Raw genomic sequence first — 20,713 nt, forward strand, 5'->3', positions numbered from 1 at the left:
TCAATTAGGGGATGGTCTGGTACTCACTAATCAACGAGTCTCCTATAACGTTTTCCTTAACCAAACGAAATTTGTACTTCGTCCTGTAATCAGCGTCAGGCATCCAGACTCCACGCGTTACAACAATAAAAAAAACGGAAGGTCGCTTTGCAGACGTCAAGTCACTCTCCATCACCCCAACACCCTCAACTCTAACCGACGAACCCAAAACTTTAAAATACCCCTGCATCTCGATAGAAACCGGAGAATAAATCAAACATTTAGAGCACGTATCAAGCACACTCTTAACAAGCTCACGCATTTGACTGACCGGCCGCAGTTGATTTTCATATGTAAACACAGGTTTCTGACTAGTAAACAGAGGTGTCATAGAGAAGCACGCAACTACAACAGCAATACTCCACAACGTGAATCGATCCGTTAAAAGACTAATAGAAAAAGCCAAGATGACTAACAGAACCGGCAGCAAAACAATCAAATTGCGCATAGTCAGTACAGGCTCAACATAAAGAGATCGAGCATAAGGAACAACAACGCACACGACGCCCCATACAACGAGTACTTGAAGTACCTCTTTCTTGTTTCCATCCTTCACGAGACAACCAAGCCCGATAATCAGGAAGACTGCAAACATCATGGAAAGAAAAAGATTTCCGAAGTACAAAACGAACAATTCGATAAAAAATCGGTCATTGGGCTGCGGAACCCAGAACCCCTGCCGATTGAGATTTGCCCAGACATACGTGACTCCTGGCATTACTGTCAGCAGAACAAATAGCCCAGCGGCAACAAACTTGAACAACAACCCCCTGTCGAATGGTACCTTCACCAAAAAAGAAAGCCATAACAGCACTTGAGCCGCCACCGGAAGAAATCCGAAGTAATGGGTATTTACCAGCATTGCTGTAACCAACGCATAAACAAAAACGTTCAGGAAACTCGGCTTGCGGATGGCGACTATAAATACAGCAAATGAAAGCGTCGTCAACAAAACTAATAACGCATATGAGCGCGTCTCTTGAGAATACGTTATCAAGTAAAAATTAACAGCCGCCAGCCACGCGGCAATTAGCGCTACTCGATCATTGAAGAACTGCTTACCCAAGTAAAAAATACTGGGTATCAACAGCACACCAAACGCCACCGACAAATACCTACCCGTCGTTTCTGCAAAACCAAAAACCTTGTAAAACAACCACAATGACAATTGATAAAATGCAGGATGCACATCCATCAATGTTTGTTTATACACCTTCAAAAAATCATTATCCGGATCGCTCGTAGCCACACTAAATGCTTCATCAAGCCAGAGACCATCAATCGTGAGATTATGAAGCCTCAAGTAACATCCCAAAAGCATGGCTGCACCAAGTGATGCATAAACATGCCCATATCTCCCATTATTCTTTACATTCATCTTTGCCCTCCCTGGAGCTTATTAACACCACACTCCCTAACCCCACCGCAAACCACAACGTCGCTAACCGCAACAAAACCGTCGCCGCTATCGCATCAGCCACTGCAACACCACGGGTCACCAACAACCCCACCATCACCGCTTCAGCACTGCCAAGCCCACCAGGCATAAAGCTCAAGGCACCGGCCAACATCGACACCGCATAAACAAACATCGCAAACATCAGCGGGACATCGATGTTCATGGCATTCAATATCCAGTAAAAAGCCAGCGCTTCGAGGCTCCAGGCCGCCAGGCTCAGCACCGTGGTTCCCAGCAGTCGCGGCGGGCTGTGGCAGCGGCGCGATTGGTGCAATACGCGAATAACGTAGCGCAGCAGCCGATGCATCCAGCCACGCCCCAAGGAGATGCGCTGTTCAATGGCTTCAATCAGTGCGTGTCGGGAAACCAGTCGCATACCGCCGGCCACCAGCACCAGGCAGGCGATGATCATCCAAAGCGACTCGGGATAACGGCTCAGACCCAGCAAGGCCAGTAACACCATCGCCAACAGGTCGGACAGACGCTCGCTGACCAACGCGGCGAAGCTGCTCGCGTAAGGAACGCCCCAGCGTTTGAGCAACACCCCGCGCAGTGCTTCGCCGGCCTTGCCCGGTGTGGTGGTCAGGGCAAACCCCGCCAGATAGATGTTCAGGCTCGGCCACCACCGCAATGGATGTCCCAGCGCATTCAGGTACAGCTGCCAACGCAAGAAGCGCAGGCCATAACTGACCAGGATAAGTGCAACAATCTGCGCCCCGCCGAACAACCCGACCCGGCTCATCGCATCGCTCACCGCCGGCCACCCACCCCATAGTGAAATACCGAGGTAACCGAGCGCTGAAATCGCCACCGAACCGATCAATACCTGATAGCGCCAGCCCGAAAGAAACTGCGCCTGGCTCATAGGTTCAACCTCTTGAACAGCGGCTGCGGGAGCCCGCAAATCACCCACATGATCCAGGCCCAGAACCCCGGCACATACAACACCGACACCTTGCGTTCGATGCCGACGACAATGCGCAGTGCGACCGCTTCCGGTTGGGCAACCAGCAACGCCGGCAATGCCAGACCTTGGGTCATCGGCGTATCGACGAAACCAGGCTTGATGGTCATCACCTGTACGCCCGACTTGAACAACCGCGCGCGCAATCCTTCGCAAAAGGTCGATACCGCGGCTTTGGCGCAACCATAGACGTAGTTGGACGGGCGCCCTCGGTCACCGGCGACCGAGGAGATGACCGCGAGGGTGCCGCTGCGCTGAACGGCCATTTGATTGGCCAACAACGTCAACAACGCAATTACCGATGTACCGTTGTTGGCCAACTCCGTCAGGGTCAGATCGGCGTTTTGCTCGCAAGCGGATTGGTCAGGCAAGGTGCCGTGGGCGATCAGGCAGATGTCAATCGATTGCAAAGTGTTCAGGCAATATTCCAGCATGACGGCGTGCGCAGCGATATCGGTGGCGTCCATCACATGCGTTGTCACCTCGCTCGCGCCGCGTACCAATAGATCAGCACTAGACTGCTGCAGTTTTTGCGCATCACGGGCGACCAAAAAGAACTCACCTTGATCGACCGCCCACAGTCGCGCGCACGCACTGGCAATGGCGGAAGTAGCGCCCACAATCAGTATTTTTTTCATCGAATGACTCGCTGCCAAAAACGTGAAATGAGCGCAGGATCGCGCAGCGCCTCCATCTGTTCCCATGCCGGATACGCCTTGCGGAAATCGCTGCCGCTCATGTGGGCGTCCTTGGCCGGATAGAGCCGCCCACCTGCCTCGCGCACGATGGCATCAAGAAGAGGCAACAACTTATTTGTCAGCGCATTGCTCTGTGGAAAATCCAGCGCCAGAGACGTCCCTGGCATCGGAAATGAAATCAGGCCTGGGGAGGAAATATCGCCACAGCGCTTGAGCACCGCCAGAAATGATCCGGTGCCACTGCTGGCAGTGAACTTGAGTAGCTGCGCCAACGCGTCCTTGGCCACCGCTTCGGGCAATACACACTGGAACTGTTGAAAGCCCTTGCGCCCATAGATCCGATTCCAGTCTTCGATGTGATCCAGTGGATAGAAAAACGGGCTGTAGGCGATGGTTCTGTGTTCCCTGCCCCTCGGCTGCAATGTCCAGTAGCTGTGGTTGAAGATGTTCAGCGAGTGCCGATTGATCAACGACACTGGAGGCCGGACAGGCATGCGCAACGAGCGCGACGATGCGACTTGAAGTGGGCCGCTTGCGCGATGCGTTCCTACGGTAAAGACGCCACGCCCCAGTGCACGCCCCGTGGCCAGGCAATCGATCCAGGCCACACTGTATTCATGCAAAGGGTCCAGTTCTGCGGACAGGGCGAAGAACTCACTCAGACAGTCGAACCGCACTCGAATCGTATCGACCAGGCTGGATTCGATTTTGCGCAGACGCAGGCTCACCCAACTGATGACCCCGGTCAGGCCCAACCCGCCGATGGTGGCGGCAAACCATTGTGGGTTTTGTGTAGGTGAACAGGTCATCGGAGGATGCGTGGAGCGATGCAGGCCAAAGCTCAATACCGAGTGGGCAAACGTGCCGCGCCGATGGTGATTCTTGCCATGCACGTCATTGGCCAATGCGCCGCCAAGTGTTATGTGACGTGTGCCCGGTGTGACCTCCAGAAACCAGCCGCGCGGGATCGACAGTTGCAGAATTTCCCCAAGCGTGGCCCCCGCTTCGGCGCAGATTTCTCCTGTTTCCCAATTCGCGTCAATAAATCGGTTCAAGGGGAGTAACTGCAGCACATGATCACTGCTGGCCAGGCAGCTGTCGCCGTAACTGCGGCCATTGCCGAACGGCAGGGTTGTGCCGTGAGCGTTGATCAAATCCCGTAACCGCTGGTCCAAATCGTTTCGCCAATGGCACGGGTGACCTGTTTGTGGCACCGAGGGGAAATGCCCCCATGACGTTAATGGCCGACTCATCGCAGGAGCCGATCTTGATGGCCGCAGCGCTTCATGCCGCCACCCAGAAAATCAGGCCAAACATCGCGCCCATTACCAGGCTCAAGCGATCACGCAGGGCAAAGACCACCGGATCATCATTCATCCTGCCGCGATGGGTCAGCATCCAGACGCGGGTGATCCAGAACAGCAACAACGGGCAAGCCAGCCAGATCAGCTGTGGGTGGCGATAAAGAACGACCGTCGTGCTGTCATGGATGTACAGCGCCAGCACCATCACGGCCAGATAACCCGAAGCGGCCCCCAATGATGAGAGCATCGCCAGATCGGACGGATAGTAATCACGACCACCGGTTTTCCCGGTAATGCCGTTGCACAATGCGGCCTGAAGTTCGGTATAGCGTTTGACCAGGGCCAGGCTCAAAAACATGAACATCGAAAACGCCAGTATCCACACGGTCAGTTCCAGTTCGAACGCTGCACCACCGGCGATGATGCGCAAGGTGTAAAGCAAAGCCAGGGCAATCACGTCCAGGGCCATGACCCGCTTCAACGCTAACGAATAGACCAACGTCAACACGTAGTAGGAGGCCAACACGGTGACGAATGGCCACGGCAAGCACCACCAGGCGCCGAGAAAGGCCCCTAGCAACAGACAAGGGAATGTCATCAGGCCGGATTTGATCGACAATCGGCCACTGGCAAACGGTCGATTGCGTTTGCGCGGATGTCTTCGGTCATCCTCCAGATCCAGCAGGTCGTTGAGGACATAGACACCGGATGCGCACAACCCGAAAAACACAAAAGCCAACACACCGTGCCAGAGCAAGAGCGGATTGCCGATCTGGTGCGCGGCCAGCAAGGGTACAAAAATCAGGGCATTTTTCGCCCATTGATGGATGCGAAACGCCTTGTACCAATCCCTGAAATTCGTCCTACCGGAACGAACCACTTGCTCTACGTTTACCAGGCTTTTAGTGGCGTGCTCGACGCCTGGCAGTGGGTTGACGACATAGGCGCGTTCGGCCGAGCGCCATATCGACAGATCTTCAAGAGCATTGCCGACGTAATCAAAGCCTCGCTCGCCGTACAACGTCAGCAGCAAGTCACGCTTGTGTGTACCCGATAGATTGCATTCAAGGCTTGTGGCCAAGACGTCATCAAACACGCTCAAGTGCTCGGCAATACGCAGCGCCAAGGAATGATGACTGGCCGTAGCCAACACTATTTTCCGCCCTTCCTTGCGTTGCTCCTCGATCATGGCCAGCACATCAGGATTGTAGGGCAACAGGGTGACGTCGATATCCGTCGACTCGGCCAACTGTTGCTTCAAAAACGCTTTGCCGCGACATAGCCAAACCAAAGGCTTTATCCAGCGCCACGGCTGGCGACGGACAAAAGCCATGGCGCATTCGAACAGAAGATCGGATCTTAGAAGTGTTCCATCCAGATCGACAACAAACGGTCGGGACGGCGCCTTGAGTGGTTTCAGTGGGGGCGCAACGCGCTGAGAAACCCTCATGCCTCACGGTCGCTGAACAGAATAAATCTCGAAAACAACAACCCGCAGATCAGGCTCAAAAGCGAGAACGACGCGACGGTCAGCAACCCGTGAAGTTTCCAGACATCCGCAAAATGGCCAACAACGAAACTCATCAGCCCCATGAAACAGAGATACACCAGATAACGAAGCATCGAGTATTTGGCGTCGAATGTGTACAGCGCATGCACATACAAAGAGAACGCCGCTGCCACACAAAACGCCGAAACATTACTGGCGGCCTGACTCAATTCGGCGGAGGTGGTGAGTACATAAAATATTTGCCAATGAATCAGCGTATTGGCCACGCCAACCACCGCGTAGGTGGAAAACTCTTTCCATAGGGCTTTCATGTCCGATCCTTGGCCTGTTTCCGCTTCAGCTGTCTTTAAACCTAAAGTCAGAGCAGGTGTGCGTCTACTGTCAGAACTGACAGGCAGCACGGCACTCCAGATCAACGGTCATTTTGACCCGCTCGTTTACCACTCAAGCGTGGCGATCCGGGCGGGTTGTCAAAGGTGGTTGTCCCTGGGCAATGCGTAGAAATATCCCGCAATCGCCCCCTTTTGCAATTGCCGGCGAATCCCTGCACCCTGCGCGCCGCCGTGTGCGCCGCGCAACCTTTTGTGGTGCCGCCCGCGCCTCCTTCAAAACCCGTTCAAGAGCCCGCAACCATGACGACTGAGCGCGACCACAGAATCGACTTTTTCCGCGGCCTGGCACTGATCTTCATTTTCTGGGATCACGTGCCCCACAACCCCTTGGGCCAAATTACCCTACGTAATTTCGGCTTCAGCGATGCAGCAGAAGTCTTTGTATTTCTGGCGGGCTACGCGGCGGTCCTGGCCTACGGCAAGGTCCTTGCGCGGGACGGCTATTTCTTTACCTGCGTGAAAATCCTGCGCCGCGCCTGGGTGCTGTATGTGGTGCATATTTTCCTGCTGGCGATGCTGATGGGCATCGTGTTCTTTGCCAACAGCCATGTTGAAACCCGGGATCTGGTCGAGGAAATGGGCATGCACCACTTCATCACCAACCCGCAGCAAGCGCTGACTGATGAACTATTGTTGCGCTTCAAACCGAACCTGATGGATCCGTTGCCGCTGTATATCGTGCTGCTGGCAGGATTGCCGCTGGTACTGCCAATGTTGGTGCGCAGGGCCTGGGCGGTGGTAGCGGTGTCGTTGACCGTTTACTTGCTGGCGCCGTCGTTTGGCTGGAACCTGGCAGCGATCAAAGACGGCGTGTGGTACTTCAACCCTATCACTTGGCAACTGCTGTTTGTCCTCGGCGGCGCCGCTGCGATTCACGGGCAAAAGCCACGGCGGGCAGCAGCTCGTCCGCTGCTGCGCCAGCCGTTGTTTGTCTGTGCGGCGATGTACGTGGTGGCTGCCGGGGTGATTACCGTCTCTTGGCGCTGGCCGGACATTCATGACGCGCTGATGCCTACCCTGCTGAACAACCTGCTCTACCCGATCAGCAAGACCGACCTGTCGCCGGTGCGCCTGCTGCACTTTCTGGCCCTGGCGTACGTCACGGCGAAACTGTTGCCGGACACCGGCTGGACGCAAAACTGGATGGCCCGGCAATGCTCGCGCATGGGCCGTTTTTCACTGGAAGTGTTCTGCTTGGGCGTATTGCTGGCGCCGTTGGCGGATATGCTCAACGCTCTGACCGACGATGCGTTTGCCATGCAAATCTTCACCGCGCTGGTGGGGGCCGGGTTGATGGGGTTGTTGGGCGCATGGCTACAGCTCAACAAACGCCTGAATCGCTCGCCGCAGATCGCTGTCGCCTGAAACCCAAAAGCCCCGGCCATCTCGACCGGGGCTTTTTGCATTTCAGCCTTACATCTTACGAAGCCGAACGCATCGCACCTTGCGACACATGGGTCGGGTGCAACTTGAATACGTAGAACAACAGCGTCAGCAGCACCAGGAACGCCGGTCCCACATACAGTGCCACGCGGGTGTCCGGAAAGTACGCCATCAAGCCGACCACCAACACAAGAAACGCCAGCGCCAGGTACGAACTGACCGGATACAGCCACATCTTGTATTTCAAGCCGGCACGCTCGCTGGCGCTCAGGCCTTTGCGGAATTTGAGCTGGGCCAACAAGATCATCACCCAGGTCCAGATCGCGCCGAAGGTGGCGATTGCGGTGACCCAGACGAAGACTTTTTCAGGCACCAGATAGTTGAGCAACACGCCCAGCAGCAACGCGCCCATCGACAGCAGCAAGGCGCGACGCGGCACACCGTTGCTCGACGTCTTGGCGAAACCGGCTGGGGCCTGGCCATTCTGCGCCAGGCTGTAGAGCATGCGCCCGGTGCTGAAGATGCCGCCGTTGCAGGACGACAGCGCGGCAGTGATCACCACAAAGTTGATGATGCCGGCGGCAGTCTTGATGCCCAGTCGCTCAAAGGTCATCACAAACGGACTGCCCTGGGTGCCAATTTCATTCCACGGGTAGATCGACAGGATCACAAACAGCGCGCCGACATAGAACAGCAGAATCCGCCAGAACACCGAGCCAATGGCATCCGGAATGGTTTTTTGCGGGTTCTTTGCTTCTCCGGCGGTCAGGCCGATCATTTCGACACCGAGGTAGGCGAACATGACCATTTGCAGGGACATCAACACGCCTTGTATGCCATTGGGCATGAAGCCGCCGTGGGCCCAAAGATTGGAAATTCCCAGTGCCACGCCATCGTTGCCAAAGCCGAACGCGATCACACCAATGCCACCGATCACCATCGCAACGATAGTGACGATCTTGATCAGGGCGAACCAGAATTCGAACTCACCGAAGGCTTTGACCGCGATCAGGTTGATGGTGCCCATGCTGATCAACGCCGATAGCGCCCAGATCCAGCGCGGCACATCGGGGAACCAGACACCCATGTACACCGCCACCGCCGTAATTTCCGCCACGCATGTCACCAGCCACAGGAACCAATAGTTCCAGCCCGTCAGAAAACCCGCCAAGGGGCCGAGGTAGTCTTGGGCGTAACGGCTGAACGAGCCGGCGACCGGGTTGTGCACGGCCATTTCGCCGAGGGCACGCATGATCACCAGGATCGCCAGACCGCCAATGATGTAGGACAGCATGATTGCGGGGCCGGCCATTTCGATGGCCTTGGCCGAACCCAGGAACAGACCGACGCCGATACAGGCACCGAGCGCCATCAAGCGAATATGCCGTTCGCCGAGTTCGCGTTTAAGCGGGCCGCCTTGAGCGGTCTCGCCGTGGGGCAGGTGATTGCCAGCTGGCATAGGGGACATCCTCGTCTTGTTATTGGATATACCCACCGAGTGTCGAAGCGTTGACCGATAAGTCATTGCTTGCCTGAAACCGGCCTGCTTCATGAGCAAAACCGTCCCGTAGGACAAAACCTTCAGGATCAGCGGGACGCGCAGTATAAAAAGCTTTTAGCAGGCGTTTTCACTCTATAAACCATAAGTTACAGCCACAACTCTCGGCAAAAGCGCGAATTAAGGAGGGGCTTTAACTGGCTAAAACGGCTTTCACTCGCTATTTAAAACGGCGCCGAGTATTGCACAGCATTGGTGCATCGTCATGCCCAGACCTTCGCAGCATTTACGCGGCGACGTGTCTAATCCAGGCATTTCAGAGCCAACCTCGCTCCCAAGGCAAGGGGCTGTTGTGGCGAGGGGGCTTGTCGGAACGCCCACTCACCACAGCAAGCCCATTCATCGCAGGTCACGGGAAATATTCGATATTTATGCACTCACAATTTTTTCACCATCGCCAACCACCGTCTAAGCTTGAGACAAGTCCGATCAATCTACGTAAATGGATCAATCGAACATGGGCGCTTTGTGGCAAACCGATACGAGTAAAACTGTGGTCCCGACTGAACCTGTGGAAGAAGCGCCGTCACCTGAAAAACCCCGTAGCAGCCGTGTCAAACATGGCTGGAAGGCGTTTTGGTTGCTGCTGCTCATCATCCTGATCGTCGTGGGACTGGCTGCTGCCAAAGAAATGCGCACGTCGAAGTTTCAGGCGCGGGAAGTCAGCAAATTCGCCGCGTCCCTGAGCTACGCCCTGGAACCGGGCCCCAGCGATGCCATTCGTTACCCTGGCGCCGGGCCTTTCGATTTGCGTCTGGGCTACAGTTCACTGAATGAGTTCCTGCCCCGGTTACTCAAGCGCGACTACGTGATTTCAGCCCAGACCCGCTTCTCTCCAAAGCTGATGGACTACAGCGCCAAAGGCCTTTTCGTTCCCTACTCGGAAAAAATCCAGGCCGGCCTGTCGATTACCGATTGCCGTGCGTTACCGCTTTACCAGTTCAAGTATCCACAACAACTTTATTCAAGCTTTGAATCGATTCCGCCACTGGTAGTCAACAGCCTGTTGTTCATCGAGAACCGCTTTCTGCTCGACCCCAAACAACCCTTGGCCAACCCTGCCGTGGACTGGCCACGCTTTGGCATGGCCGCGTGGTCGCAGGTGGCCAAACTGATCCACCTGCCGGGCCAGTCAGCAGGTGGTAGTACCCTGGCGACCCAGCTTGAAAAGTATCGGCATTCACCCGATGGCCTGACGGTGTCAGGCGCGGAAAAGATCCGGCAGATGATTTCCGCCACCGTACGCGCCTATCAGGCCGGCCCGGAAACCCTAAAGGTCCGGCAGGATGTGGTTCGCGACTACCTCAACAGCGTGCCGCTTTCTGCCGTGCCAGGCCACGGTGAAGTGCATGGCATGGCCGAAGGGTTGCGCGTCTGGTACGGCGCCGACTTCAACAAGGCCAACGAGACGCTCACCAGCACCAACACGGACCCAAAGACCCTGGCCGCGAAAGGTTTGGCCCTGCGTGAAGTGCTCTCGTTGATGATTGCCCAGCGCCGCCCTTCTCATTACCTGACCAAGGGCCGTGACGAACTGGTCGATCTCACCGACAGCCACATTCGCCTGCTGGCCCAGAACAACGTGATTGATGCGCCCCTCGCGGCGGCGGCACTGGCCAGCAAGGTCACTTATCGCGACTGGCAGACCCAGCCGACCATTCAGCCGATCGAAACCAATAAAGGCATCAGCGTAGCGCGCAGCCGCCTGGGCGGATTGCTCAATCGTCCGCTGTACGACCTTGATCGCCTCGACCTGTCTGCCACCAGCACCCTGCAAGGGGATCTGCAAGCCCAGGCCACCGAATACCTCAAGCATCTGGCCGATCCGGCGTTTGCCGCAAAGATCGGCTTGATGGGCGAACGCCTGCTCACCCCCACCAGTACCACCCAGGTGCGCTACAGCTTCACCCTGTTTGAACTGACACCGGACGGCGCGCGCGTGCGGGTTCAGACCGACAGCACCGACCAGCCGTTCGACATCAACGAAGGCAGCAAACTGGAATTGGGCTCCACTGCAAAAATGCGCGTGCTGACCACCTACCTGCAAATCATCGCCGAGTTGCACGATAAATATGCCGGGATGACGGTCCCTGAACTGAAAAAAATCGACGTCCCTGACCAAGATCACGTGAGCCGCTGGGCCGTCGATTACCTGATCGCGAACACCGACCGCAACCTGCCGGCCATGCTCGGCGCCGCACTGGATCGCAAATACTCGGCCAACCCCGGCGAAGCGTTTTTCACCGGCGGCGGGTTGCACGTGTTCCATAACTTTCGCAAAGAAGACAACGGCCGTATACCGAGCTTGCGCGATGCCCTGCGCGAATCCATCAACCTGCCGTTCATTCGGCTGATGCGCGACCTGGTGCGTTACGCCACGTACTCCGGCCCCAACAGCAGCGCCGAACTGCTCAAGGACGACCGCGACCCTCGGCGCCAGGAATACCTGGCCGGTTTTGCCGACCGCGAAGGCACCTCGTTCCTGTTGAAGTTCTGGAAGAAGTACAAAAACAAGGATACCCAAGAGCGGCTCGACACCTTCCTCGACAGCCTGCACCCGACCCCGATTCGCTTGGCGGCGATTCACCGTTATCTGCTGCCGCAGGCCAGTCAGGAAAGCTTCAATACGTTCGTGCGCTCGCACCTCAAAGGCGCCAAGGTCACTGAAAAAGTCACCGACGAACACCTCCAGCGGCTCTATGAAAGCTACAGCCCCGGTGCCTACGACCTGCCGGATCAGGGCTTCATCGCCAAGGTCCACCCACTGGACCTGTGGCTGATGGGCTACCTGTTGAACAACCCTGATGCCAAGTGGGGCCAGATCGTAAAAGCCAGCCAGTTCGAACGTCAGGAAGTCTATAGCTGGCTGTTCAAAAGCAAGCACAAGGGCGCCCGTGACAGCCGCATCCGCACCATGCTCGAAATCGAAGCGTTCCTCGACATTCACCAGCGCTGGCAGCAAGTCGGCTATCCGTTTGACCATCTGGTACCGTCGCTGGCCACCGCCATTGGCAGCTCCGGTGACCGCCCGGCGGCGTTGGGTGAGTTGATCGGCACCATTCTCAACGATGGCGTACGCATGCCGACTCTGCGCATCGACACACTGCATTTCGCGGCGAACACACCGTATGAAACCAAATTGATCAATGATCCGGACGTCGGTAAACGAGTGATGCCCTCAGAAGTCGCCGCGGCGATGCGCGAAGCCCTTTCGCAAGTGGTGGATGCCGGTACAGCGAAACGTGTTTCCGGCAGTTTTACCCTCCCCAATGGCAAGCCGTTAGCCATGGGCGGCAAGACCGGCACCGGTGACAACCGCATTGCATCCATTGGTTCCGGCGGGCGGGTCATCAGCTCGAAATCCCTCAATCGCACGGCGACTTTCGTGTTCTACATCGGCGATCACCATTTCGGCACCCTCACCGCCTTCGTGCCGGGGCGCTCGGCCGAAACGTTTACGTTCACTTCAGCACTGCCGGTGCAAGTGCTCAAGGGCATGGCGCCGATTCTGACGCCGTACCTGCAACCCGCCAGCAACACCGGTTGCCTGCCGATTGAAGTGGTCCGGCGTTAACACAACTGGTCGTGTGCGCAGGTGGTACATAATTGTTTTCGAGATTGATAATTTCAATATTTTTCCAAGGAGCAACTCTGACTTAACAGCAGTTATTCAAACTTTAACTTTGAGCGATGAAAGGTAGGCTGGAGGCTCCTATTAACGCTCAAGGTTTATTAGAACAATGTCTGACATACATGGACGTATAACCGCAGTTCAAGAGCCGGACACACTTGGCGACAGTGGCCACCACTACGCGTTTATCAAGAGCCGCATCCCACTCGTGTTCAAAAGTTCATCACTCAAAAGAGCCAGGGAACTAAGCGCCGCGCCAATAGGCCCCGCGACCTGGATAACAACCGCCTCACAACACGATCACAGCCAGTTACAAGATGCCAACCTGAAACTGTGGACCGAACATAACAGCATCGACCGGCAGCTCGATAAGTTGCAGAATGTTTATGAATTTGCCGAACCCTTATTGAGTGCCGCACTCAAGCAACACTATGGCGTCGAGGACGACGTCAAAACAACATTCCTGCATCTTTATTTACCCAAGCAACAGCCCTGGTATGCCATAGACATTTCAAAAGGTGTTGTCACTCGAACTGTTTCTCTGCTGGACGCAGCACTGCACAACTTCGCACACTCTGAAAGCTGCGAAGCCGATTCGGATTTCATCAGCCAACCCGATGAACGTGGGCTGTTCGACATCAAACCAATCAAACGCAAGATGTCCATCGCTCAGTTCCAGGCGCTGTGTCGCAACCTGGATATCGGCGCCCGTTACACCCAGTACCTTGAAAGTGTGTTGTTGTCCGAAGATGCCGTGGCCAAAACACTCTTAAACAAAAAAGTCGTCAACAGTCAGAAAGCCGCTTTCAAAGCGGCAGCCCAGCTGGCGGTGATGACCGGCGACATCGGGCCCTATACCCGTGACGTCGTGGTGGCGATGCTTGAGGGTGGACGCAACCTCAAACTAAAAGGCAAGCACCTGCGCTTTCACCAACTGTCGATGCTGGACACGGCGTTGACCGGCATCGTCCTGATCGCCCCGGATCTGGATCGGACATGGCAGACCGAGCCAGTGATTGCCTATGTCCCGCAAGACCCCGAGCATCCGCTGAAGTCGTACCCCTCGCTCCCCGACTTTTTGAACGAACTCATACGCCAGTTGCGGGAAAACAAACTGATCGGATCCAGCGGTATGACCTACCGCCAATACTTCAGTCAATTCGTCCCTCATCAGCAACGCGGGCTGTTTTTCGCCGAACTCCAGCAGAACCTTACCGAAGTACGCTGGCACAAAAAAGAGCCACTGGATCAGCGTCCACCCTGGCGCGAAGAGCCGGTGGCTCACCCTCGCCTGCATTTTCGTACCGAGCTGATCAACGACAATCTGTGGACGCATCTCTATCAGCAAAAACTGAACAAGATTCTCAACGACGCCAGACACATCGCTGTGTCCACTGCCGATGCCGACAGCAATGCCCGCTGGGCCTGGTGGGATAACTTCAAGAAAATTGTCTCGGACATCTTCAACGTCGCACTGATGGTCATCACGCCGTTCGTGCCCTACCTGGGTGAGTTGATGATGGTGTACACCGCCTACCAGATCACCTGTGACGTGGTCGAATCCATCGTCGACATGGCCGAAGGGTTATGGACCGAAGCCGCCGGGCATATCGTCGACGTGGTGACCAACATCATTCAACTGGCGGCTCTTGCGGCAGGTGTAGAGCTTGGCAAATTCGCGCACCTGAGGCTTTCGCCGCTGGTCGAAGGCATGAAACCGGTGAGGCTGCCCAACGGTCAGTCCCGGCTGTGGCATCCCGACCTCAAACCCTATGAACAGCCAGATCTCTCGTTGCCGAACGGCTCGCAACCTGATGAGCGAGGTCTGCATTCGCACAAGGGGCAAAGTGTATTGCCGTTGGAGGGTAAACATTACGCCGTTCAACACCCGGTAAAGCAGGGGCGCTACCGTATCAAGCATCCTCACCGCGCCGATGCCTATTTACCCGAATTGAAGACCAATGGCCTGGGTGCCTGGACCCACGAAGGCGAACGACCGCAGGACTGGGAAGGCCCGACTCTGTTGCGCCGTCTTGGCCATGACGTGGACGGTTTCAGCGATGCTGAACTTGAGCAAGCGCGCATCGCCAGCGGTACCGACGACGATGCGTTGCGCCGGATGTACATCGACAACGCGCCACCGCCGCCGCTGTTTGCCGACAGCCTGCAGCGATTGAAGATTGACCGGCAGATCGACATATCAATCGGGCAAATCCGTGCCGGGCAGCCCCTCGAACCGACCCCTTACTGGTTCGAGCCACTGGTGACTTATCTGGACGGCTGGCCCGCAGAGAAGGCACTGAAGGTTTACGAAAACACTGAGCTGACCGGGCGCTTTCGCCAGTATGGCAATGACCAGGCCAGCGACGAACAGACCCTCGCCACCAGTCTCTCCCACGTCATGAGCGGCCAATTGGCGCAAAGCGTCGTCGATTTTTTCAGCGACGCCGAGCTTGACGCGTTGCTCGGTCCTCGGGTCGCCAAGGGTGATCGCGTGCAGGCCCTGCGCAATCGACTGGGTGATGAAGCCGGCGAGCTCAGGACCGACATCTTCAATCAGCTTTACCAGGCCGGGCAAACCTCGGATAACCCGCGTATCGATGTGCTGCGTCAAACAGTACCGGAACTGCCGGTTTCTATGGACGAAACGCTCCTGGGCGAGGCCCGTGGCGCCGAACTGGAACGTCTGTCAAAAAAACAACTGCCGCTGCGCTTGAAAAGCCTGGCCCGCGAAGCCGCCTTCGAAGCACGGCTCAGCCACGCCTATGAGGGTTTTTATGCTGACGCACAGTGGGGGCCAGATACCGAAAGGCTGGTGCTCAATACCTTGCGATTGCACAGCGATACTTTCGCCGAGCTGCGCATTGAAGTGCGCGAAGGTAGCTTCGACGGCCCCCTGCGATGCAGCGTCGGCGCCGAGGACGCGCCGACCGTGCGTCTGCTGATCCGCGAGGAATCCGGCCAATACGAAGTGCGTGATGGGGCCAACCATAAACTGCATGAGGCCGACGATTTTATGGAATCGGTTCTCCACGTCGTGCCCGCGAACAAGCGTCAGGCACTGGGTTACCGGCCCGGCCAAGGCCTTTTCTTCAAGCAGTGGATCATGGCCAAGACCGAAATGCCCAGCGTGCGTCGGGAGCTGCTCGCCGAGCCACCGAATTTGCCCGTCCTGCCCCCGGAAACCATCACCCTGTTGCGGGGGCCGCTGTTTTCCAAACCCGCGTCGACACTGGAGGACAGGGTTCGCAATCTCTACCCCAACCTGAACGAACGCCAAGTGGAAACCTTCGCTCGATCCTTGCATGCCAAAGAGGAGCCGGTCCAGGTCATGAAAGCGCTGGAGGATGAGCTTGAAAAGCTGCGCCAGACCCTGGAAAGCTGGAAACCTGCGCCCTATGACGACACAGGTGATGGTGGGGTTGACCGCGAATGGTTGAGCTACCAGCACAACGGCGGGAGCTTTATTGCCGAACGCCTGTTGCAGTGTTTTGAACGAAGGTCGGTGGTCTTCGGTGATCGCAGCGCCAGCCTCGAAGGTGGATATGCGCTAGACCTGTCGGCAGAGTTCAATGTGATCAACCTTGATCTGTGGTGGGACAAACTGCCCGATATCCAGCACCTGCTGGATCAGGTCACCACGTTGAACATGGACCGTGCAACCTTCAACCCCAGAGCAGGCAGCCTGCTGGAAGACTTCCCTCAGCTTGAGCAGCTCAGTGCCAGAGACTGCCGGCTGGCTCACCTGCCGGCTGGCATCGACAAGATGCATTTTCTGCGCACCCTGCGCCTGACGGACAACTACATCACCCTGACACCTGATGCCGTCGAAAGCCTGAGAAACCTGACCCGCCTGGAAGTACTCAGGCTCGATGAAAACCCGACACTGGGCCTGCTGCCCAACGTCGAGCGCATGCCCAAACTGATAATCCTCAGCCTGAGCAACACCGGGGCGACACGCTGGCCTGAGGGGCTATTCAAGAAACGCCGCCCACGAGGTTTTTTCCTCGACCTGATGGAGAACCCGCTCACGGAGCTGCCGGTAGTCGTTCCGGGCTCCGAAGAGGCACGCATCGTGGCCCGCACGCGTTTGTTCGCCAACCGGCTCTCCGATGCAAACCGTATTGCTTATGAGGATTATCGAAAGTCGGTGGGCCTGAGCCCCGAGATTTTCTACCGCCGTGCTGCCGAGAATGCGATCGACGCCTGGCCGATGTCGGATGATTCACGCTGGTGGAGTCAAGTCGTCGCCGGGCTGGGTACGTTCAGGAAAGAGGCCTGGCACGACCTGATGGGCGAGCCAGGCTCCAATGACTTCTTCGCCTTGATCGAGAAACTCAAGCAGACGGCCGACTACCGCGCGGGTGGCGCACTGCGCGACCACCTCAGCGAACGTGTCTGGCGCATGATCGAGGCCATGGATCTGGACGCCGAGTTGCGCACCGAGCTGTTCCAGATGACCTCCGCACCCACCACCTGCGCCGATGCCGGAGCCCAGTTGTTCAACAACATGGGGATCAAGGTCCTTACCACCGAAGCCTATGCCCTCTCGACATCGAACGAGATTCTGGAAGGCAGGCTGGTGACCCTGGCAAAAGGTGCCGCGCGCCTGGGGCGGGTGGATGACATCGCCGCTGCCGATGTGCGCATCCGAGCGGGCAGTCCCGATGAAGTCGAGGTGTACCTGGCCTACGAAACCGGCCTGGCCCACCGCCTGGGTTTGCCTTGGCAATCCAGTACGATGCTCTATGAACGCACGGCCGGTGTGAGCGCCAAACACCTCGATACGGCGTTCGACACCGTGATCTCGATGGAGGCCGGCGATGGGCTGGTCAATGAAATGATCGAGCAGCCCTTCTGGGAAAAATACCTGCGCGAAACCCACCCCGACGCCTACAGCCGTAACGCTCGAAGCTACCGGGGCAAACCCGAATTGCTGGATCAGTTGCGCGATGCGCAACGCGCCTGGGTACAGTCCGCCCGATGGTCTGAACTGCATCGGGCTCCGTTGCGGCGGCAATTGCAGGATCTTGCCGATCAACTTCCCGTGGACCACAGCGTGGTGTTCACCGACGCCGAGATGACCGACGCCGTGTACGAGCGATTGCTCAACGAGATTGGCTATGACGAAAAGGCGTTAAGCCGACGCTTGACCCGTGAGGCCCTGCAAAAGGCCGATCCGTCGAGATAGGTTCGTGCCGATGCCAGTCTCGTCGCCTGCATTGAGGGATTGGCATCAGCCCACCTCCGAATCCCAGATGACCGTGACAGCGCCCGAGTAACTTCGGGCAACGCCGGGTTTGAGCATTTCCTCGACCTGATCCCGGGCCACTTCGAAATGCAGCGTCCCGGGCTTTCTGTCCACATAAAAGCCAGGCTGAAACCAGTGCGTGCCACTGCCATCGAGCAACAACGGGCGGCGACTGACTGGCTGGTTCGCGGCATCGGTCAAACCATTGGGCAGCGTGACACTGACGTTGAGCGGCACTGAATGTCCCGTTGCAGGCTCCCGCACCCCGCAGGTATTGCCAAGGACGTACTGGCACTCAAGGTTCATCTTGAAACGACTCGAGGCTGAAAGGTTGAACGTCTGATCACGGAACAACCGCGTCGGTTTGCGCCCTTGCGTCAACCAGGCCTGCCAGCCACCTTGCGGAACCAGTTCGACGAGATTGCCTCCCGGCGCAATCTCGACTCGCAATGTGTGTTCGACAAACAGCGTGAAGTTCAGGGTGATCAAATCGTCGTCAGGCAACATGACATCGCCCATGTCGAAGTCCCGGTTTGGCCCAACGGTGTAACTCGATACGCCCCTGTAGGTACCCGCGGACATCTTGAGTGGGTTGGGCGTGATCAGTTCATAGGAAAACCCGGTGTTCTCATACGCAAACGCGTGGGCGTCGGAAATCGTCTTTTGTGCCTGTTTCGAGCACACGCCAGCATCCGCCGGCACTCTCCAGAAGAACGCGTAGTACAGGGCACTCCCATAGCCCACGCCACCAAATTGACAAGGTGCAGGCGCGTAAACCCACGTACTTTGCCAGACACCTTCGGGCAGCGGGCTGGTGATTGTGTACGCCGCACCGATACCGTTGACCCGCATCCTGACCGTCTCGGCTTCGCCGGTCTCTTCATGGAGCACAGTGATGTCCTTCCAGTACGAAGGCACCCGAAACATCGGGCCCTGACGTTCGTCATGCATCGCCTGAACAGGCGCGACCGACCTGAAGCGAATGGGCAAGGCGATGCTGAACACGCCGTGCTCGCAATATTCCGGGTGATCCCCGCAATACCCACCTTGAGGTGTCTTATTTTCGAATGCATTGCGCATGGGGTGTGCCGGATCTGGCCGGAATACCGCCGTCATTTCCACGGTTACCGCGTTTGCCGATGCAGCAAATGCGCTCGCCAATGCCAGCGCACTCAAGCAACTCGCCGTCCTTGCCCTATTCATCCTTCATAACTCCCTGTTACGGCGTAAAACGCAGGTTTCTAAACATCCGAATCCCAGATAACCGTCACGTTGCCCGAGTATTGGCGAGATACGCCTGGGCGAATCATCTCGCCCACCTCAGTGGCAGGAATCTCGAAGTGCAGCGTTCCCGGCTTGCGATCCACGTAAATGCCTGGCTGAAACAACTCTGTGCCACTGCCGTCAAGCCGTAGCGGCCGACGACTGACCGCTTGCCCATTGGCATCGCTCAAGCCATGGGGAAGGCTGACGCTGACATTCAAGGGAACGGTGTGACCGCTGACAGGTTCTCGCACAGAACAATTCTGCCCATCCTGCGTGTGTTGGCATTCGAGCTGCATTTTGAAGCGCGAACTGGCGGACAGGTTGAACGTCTGGTCGCGCAGCAGACGTGTCGGTTTGCGCCCTTGCGTCAACCACGACTGCCAACCGCCTTGGGGCACCAGTTCCACGCGGTTGCCCCCCGGCGGTATTTCCACTTTGAGGGTGTGCTGAACCTCCAGGGCGAAGTTCAACGTCAGGGTCGAACTGGTGGGCAGCATGATGTCGCCCATGTCGAAGTCCATCCCTGGCCCGACGGAATAGGTCACATTTCCAACATACTTTCCCGACGACATGCCCAACGGATTGGGGGTGCTCAATTCATAGGCAAAATCCAGGTAGTTGTAGCGCAGCCAGGGCACATCGAACTTTGCCTGTTTTTCACACGAGCCCTCAGTTGGGGTCAGCCAAAAAAAGGCATAGCTACGAGCCCCCAAAAACCCCATCCCACTACCGGTGCACGGCAGCGGCGCATAGAGCCAACCCAAGCCCCACAGTTTATTGTGAGCTGTACGATAATCCACGGCACCGCCCACCAGTTCAATCACGTCTTCGGTTTCATAGTTGGAGCCCATACCGGCAATTCGAACCTTCACGGTCTCCGGTTCACCAGTCGTTTCATGGATGACTGTCAACTCTCGCCATTGCGCGGGAACTCTGATCATTGCGCCCTTGCGTGGATCGTCATGGTTGGCCGTGATCGGACCATTGGAGTCGAAACCAATCGGTACCCGCAGACTGAACGTGTCAGAGTTCTTGCAGACTTGCGGGTAGTACTCGCAATAACCGCTGAGGGGCGTATCGTTTTGGAATTTATTGCGCTGCGGGTTCGCCGAATCCGGTTTGAACGAGGCCTGAATCGACACCTCCTCCGCCCAGGCCGATGACAGCCACATCGAAAATAGAAAAAACGTTCCTGCACATTGCCGGAACACTTGAAAACGCTTCATCCCTTTAGCCTCCTAAAATCGATATCAAGCAG

General features: G+C 56.7%; 12 protein-coding genes. 3 read left to right on the top strand and 9 right to left on the bottom strand.

Going from position 1 to position 20,713, the window contains the following annotated elements; genetic code table 11:
- Window positions 1–4: 4 nt before the first annotated feature.
- Genes AC3ISI_RS23305 through AC3ISI_RS23330 form a run of 6 tightly spaced genes read right to left on the bottom strand, consistent with a single transcriptional unit; the run spans window position 5 to window position 6,285 of the window.
- Entirely contained in the window at window positions 5–1,417 is a 1,413-nt protein-coding gene (locus AC3ISI_RS23305; protein WP_489333999.1) for a glycosyltransferase family 39 protein, read from the bottom strand.
- Window positions 1,401–2,363, bottom strand: a complete 963-nt coding sequence (locus AC3ISI_RS23310) for a lysylphosphatidylglycerol synthase transmembrane domain-containing protein (RefSeq protein ID WP_489334000.1) — start codon at window positions 2,361–2,363, stop codon at window positions 1,401–1,403. Before AC3ISI_RS23310 ends, AC3ISI_RS23305 begins: the two co-directional genes overlap by 17 nt.
- Complete coding sequence (locus AC3ISI_RS23315; protein WP_489334001.1) at window positions 2,360–3,100, bottom strand: SDR family oxidoreductase; 741 nt, start codon at window positions 3,098–3,100, stop codon at window positions 2,360–2,362. Before AC3ISI_RS23315 ends, AC3ISI_RS23310 begins: the two co-directional genes overlap by 4 nt.
- Complete coding sequence (locus tag AC3ISI_RS23320; RefSeq protein WP_489334002.1) at window positions 3,097–4,413, bottom strand: FAD-binding protein; 1,317 nt, start codon at window positions 4,411–4,413, stop codon at window positions 3,097–3,099. Before AC3ISI_RS23320 ends, AC3ISI_RS23315 begins: the two co-directional genes overlap by 4 nt.
- A 31-nt stretch (window positions 4,414–4,444) precedes the next feature.
- On the bottom strand, window positions 4,445–5,914 hold the full coding sequence (locus tag AC3ISI_RS23325) for a UbiA family prenyltransferase (protein ID WP_489334003.1): 1,470 nt from the start codon (window positions 5,912–5,914) through the stop codon (window positions 4,445–4,447).
- Window positions 5,911–6,285, bottom strand: a complete 375-nt coding sequence (locus AC3ISI_RS23330; protein ID WP_489334005.1) for a GtrA family protein — start codon at window positions 6,283–6,285, stop codon at window positions 5,911–5,913. Before AC3ISI_RS23330 ends, AC3ISI_RS23325 begins: the two co-directional genes overlap by 4 nt.
- A 321-nt stretch (window positions 6,286–6,606) precedes the next feature.
- Between AC3ISI_RS23330 and AC3ISI_RS23335 the strand changes: the two genes are divergently transcribed.
- Window positions 6,607–7,731 (top strand): OpgC family protein, encoded by a 1,125-nt coding sequence (locus AC3ISI_RS23335; protein WP_489334006.1) that lies wholly within the window; start codon window positions 6,607–6,609, stop codon window positions 7,729–7,731.
- A 55-nt stretch (window positions 7,732–7,786) separates the two neighbouring features.
- Here the strand turns inward: AC3ISI_RS23335 and AC3ISI_RS23340 are convergent, their stop codons facing one another.
- Window positions 7,787–9,208, bottom strand: coding sequence for an amino acid permease (locus AC3ISI_RS23340; protein WP_489334007.1), 1,422 nt, complete (start codon window positions 9,206–9,208; stop codon window positions 7,787–7,789).
- 556 nt (window positions 9,209–9,764) lie between these two features.
- On the opposite strand from AC3ISI_RS23340, the gene AC3ISI_RS23345 reads away from it, so the two are divergent.
- Both AC3ISI_RS23345 and AC3ISI_RS23350 read left to right on the top strand, forming a co-directional pair.
- Window positions 9,765–12,881: a transglycosylase domain-containing protein gene (locus AC3ISI_RS23345; protein WP_489334008.1), complete on the top strand. Its 3,117-nt coding sequence runs from the start codon at window positions 9,765–9,767 to the stop codon at window positions 12,879–12,881.
- A 430-nt stretch (window positions 12,882–13,311) separates the two neighbouring features.
- The gene (locus tag AC3ISI_RS23350) at window positions 13,312–18,129 is read left to right on the top strand and encodes an NEL-type E3 ubiquitin ligase domain-containing protein (RefSeq protein WP_489334009.1); all 4,818 of its coding nucleotides are present in this window, start codon (window positions 13,312–13,314) and stop codon (window positions 18,127–18,129) included.
- Between the two features lie 45 nt (window positions 18,130–18,174).
- Here the strand turns inward: AC3ISI_RS23350 and AC3ISI_RS23355 are convergent, their stop codons facing one another.
- Together AC3ISI_RS23355 and AC3ISI_RS23360 are read right to left on the bottom strand one after the other, a co-directional pair.
- Complete coding sequence (locus tag AC3ISI_RS23355) at window positions 18,175–19,392, bottom strand: hypothetical protein (RefSeq protein WP_489334010.1); 1,218 nt, start codon at window positions 19,390–19,392, stop codon at window positions 18,175–18,177.
- A gap of 38 nt (window positions 19,393–19,430) precedes the next feature.
- Complete coding sequence (locus AC3ISI_RS23360; protein WP_489334011.1) at window positions 19,431–20,681, bottom strand: hypothetical protein; 1,251 nt, start codon at window positions 20,679–20,681, stop codon at window positions 19,431–19,433.
- Window positions 20,682–20,713: the final 32 nt, after the last annotated feature.

The organism is Pseudomonas sp. GL_139_B (assembly GCF_057834475.1).

What these genes read in the sequence shown, in the direction of transcription:
- AC3ISI_RS23330 (WP_489334005.1), bottom strand. Translation starts at nt 6,285, where the DNA reads ATGAAAGCCCTATGGAAAGAGTTTTCCACCTACGCGGTGGTTGGCGTG.
- AC3ISI_RS23345 (WP_489334008.1), top strand. Translation starts at nt 9,765, where the DNA reads ATGGGCGCTTTGTGGCAAACCGATACGAGTAAAACTGTGGTCCCGACT.
- AC3ISI_RS23310 (WP_489334000.1), bottom strand. Translation starts at nt 2,363, where the DNA reads ATGAGCCAGGCGCAGTTTCTTTCGGGCTGGCGCTATCAGGTATTGATC.
- AC3ISI_RS23355 (WP_489334010.1), bottom strand. Translation starts at nt 19,392, where the DNA reads ATGAATAGGGCAAGGACGGCGAGTTGCTTGAGTGCGCTGGCATTGGCG.
- AC3ISI_RS23325 (WP_489334003.1), bottom strand. Translation starts at nt 5,914, where the DNA reads ATGAGGGTTTCTCAGCGCGTTGCGCCCCCACTGAAACCACTCAAGGCG.
- AC3ISI_RS23320 (WP_489334002.1), bottom strand. Translation starts at nt 4,413, where the DNA reads ATGAGTCGGCCATTAACGTCATGGGGGCATTTCCCCTCGGTGCCACAA.
- AC3ISI_RS23305 (WP_489333999.1), bottom strand. Translation starts at nt 1,417, where the DNA reads ATGAATGTAAAGAATAATGGGAGATATGGGCATGTTTATGCATCACTT.
- AC3ISI_RS23335 (WP_489334006.1), top strand. Translation starts at nt 6,607, where the DNA reads ATGACGACTGAGCGCGACCACAGAATCGACTTTTTCCGCGGCCTGGCA.
- AC3ISI_RS23315 (WP_489334001.1), bottom strand. Translation starts at nt 3,100, where the DNA reads ATGAAAAAAATACTGATTGTGGGCGCTACTTCCGCCATTGCCAGTGCG.
- AC3ISI_RS23340 (WP_489334007.1), bottom strand. Translation starts at nt 9,208, where the DNA reads ATGCCAGCTGGCAATCACCTGCCCCACGGCGAGACCGCTCAAGGCGGC.
- AC3ISI_RS23360 (WP_489334011.1), bottom strand. Translation starts at nt 20,681, where the DNA reads ATGAAGCGTTTTCAAGTGTTCCGGCAATGTGCAGGAACGTTTTTTCTA.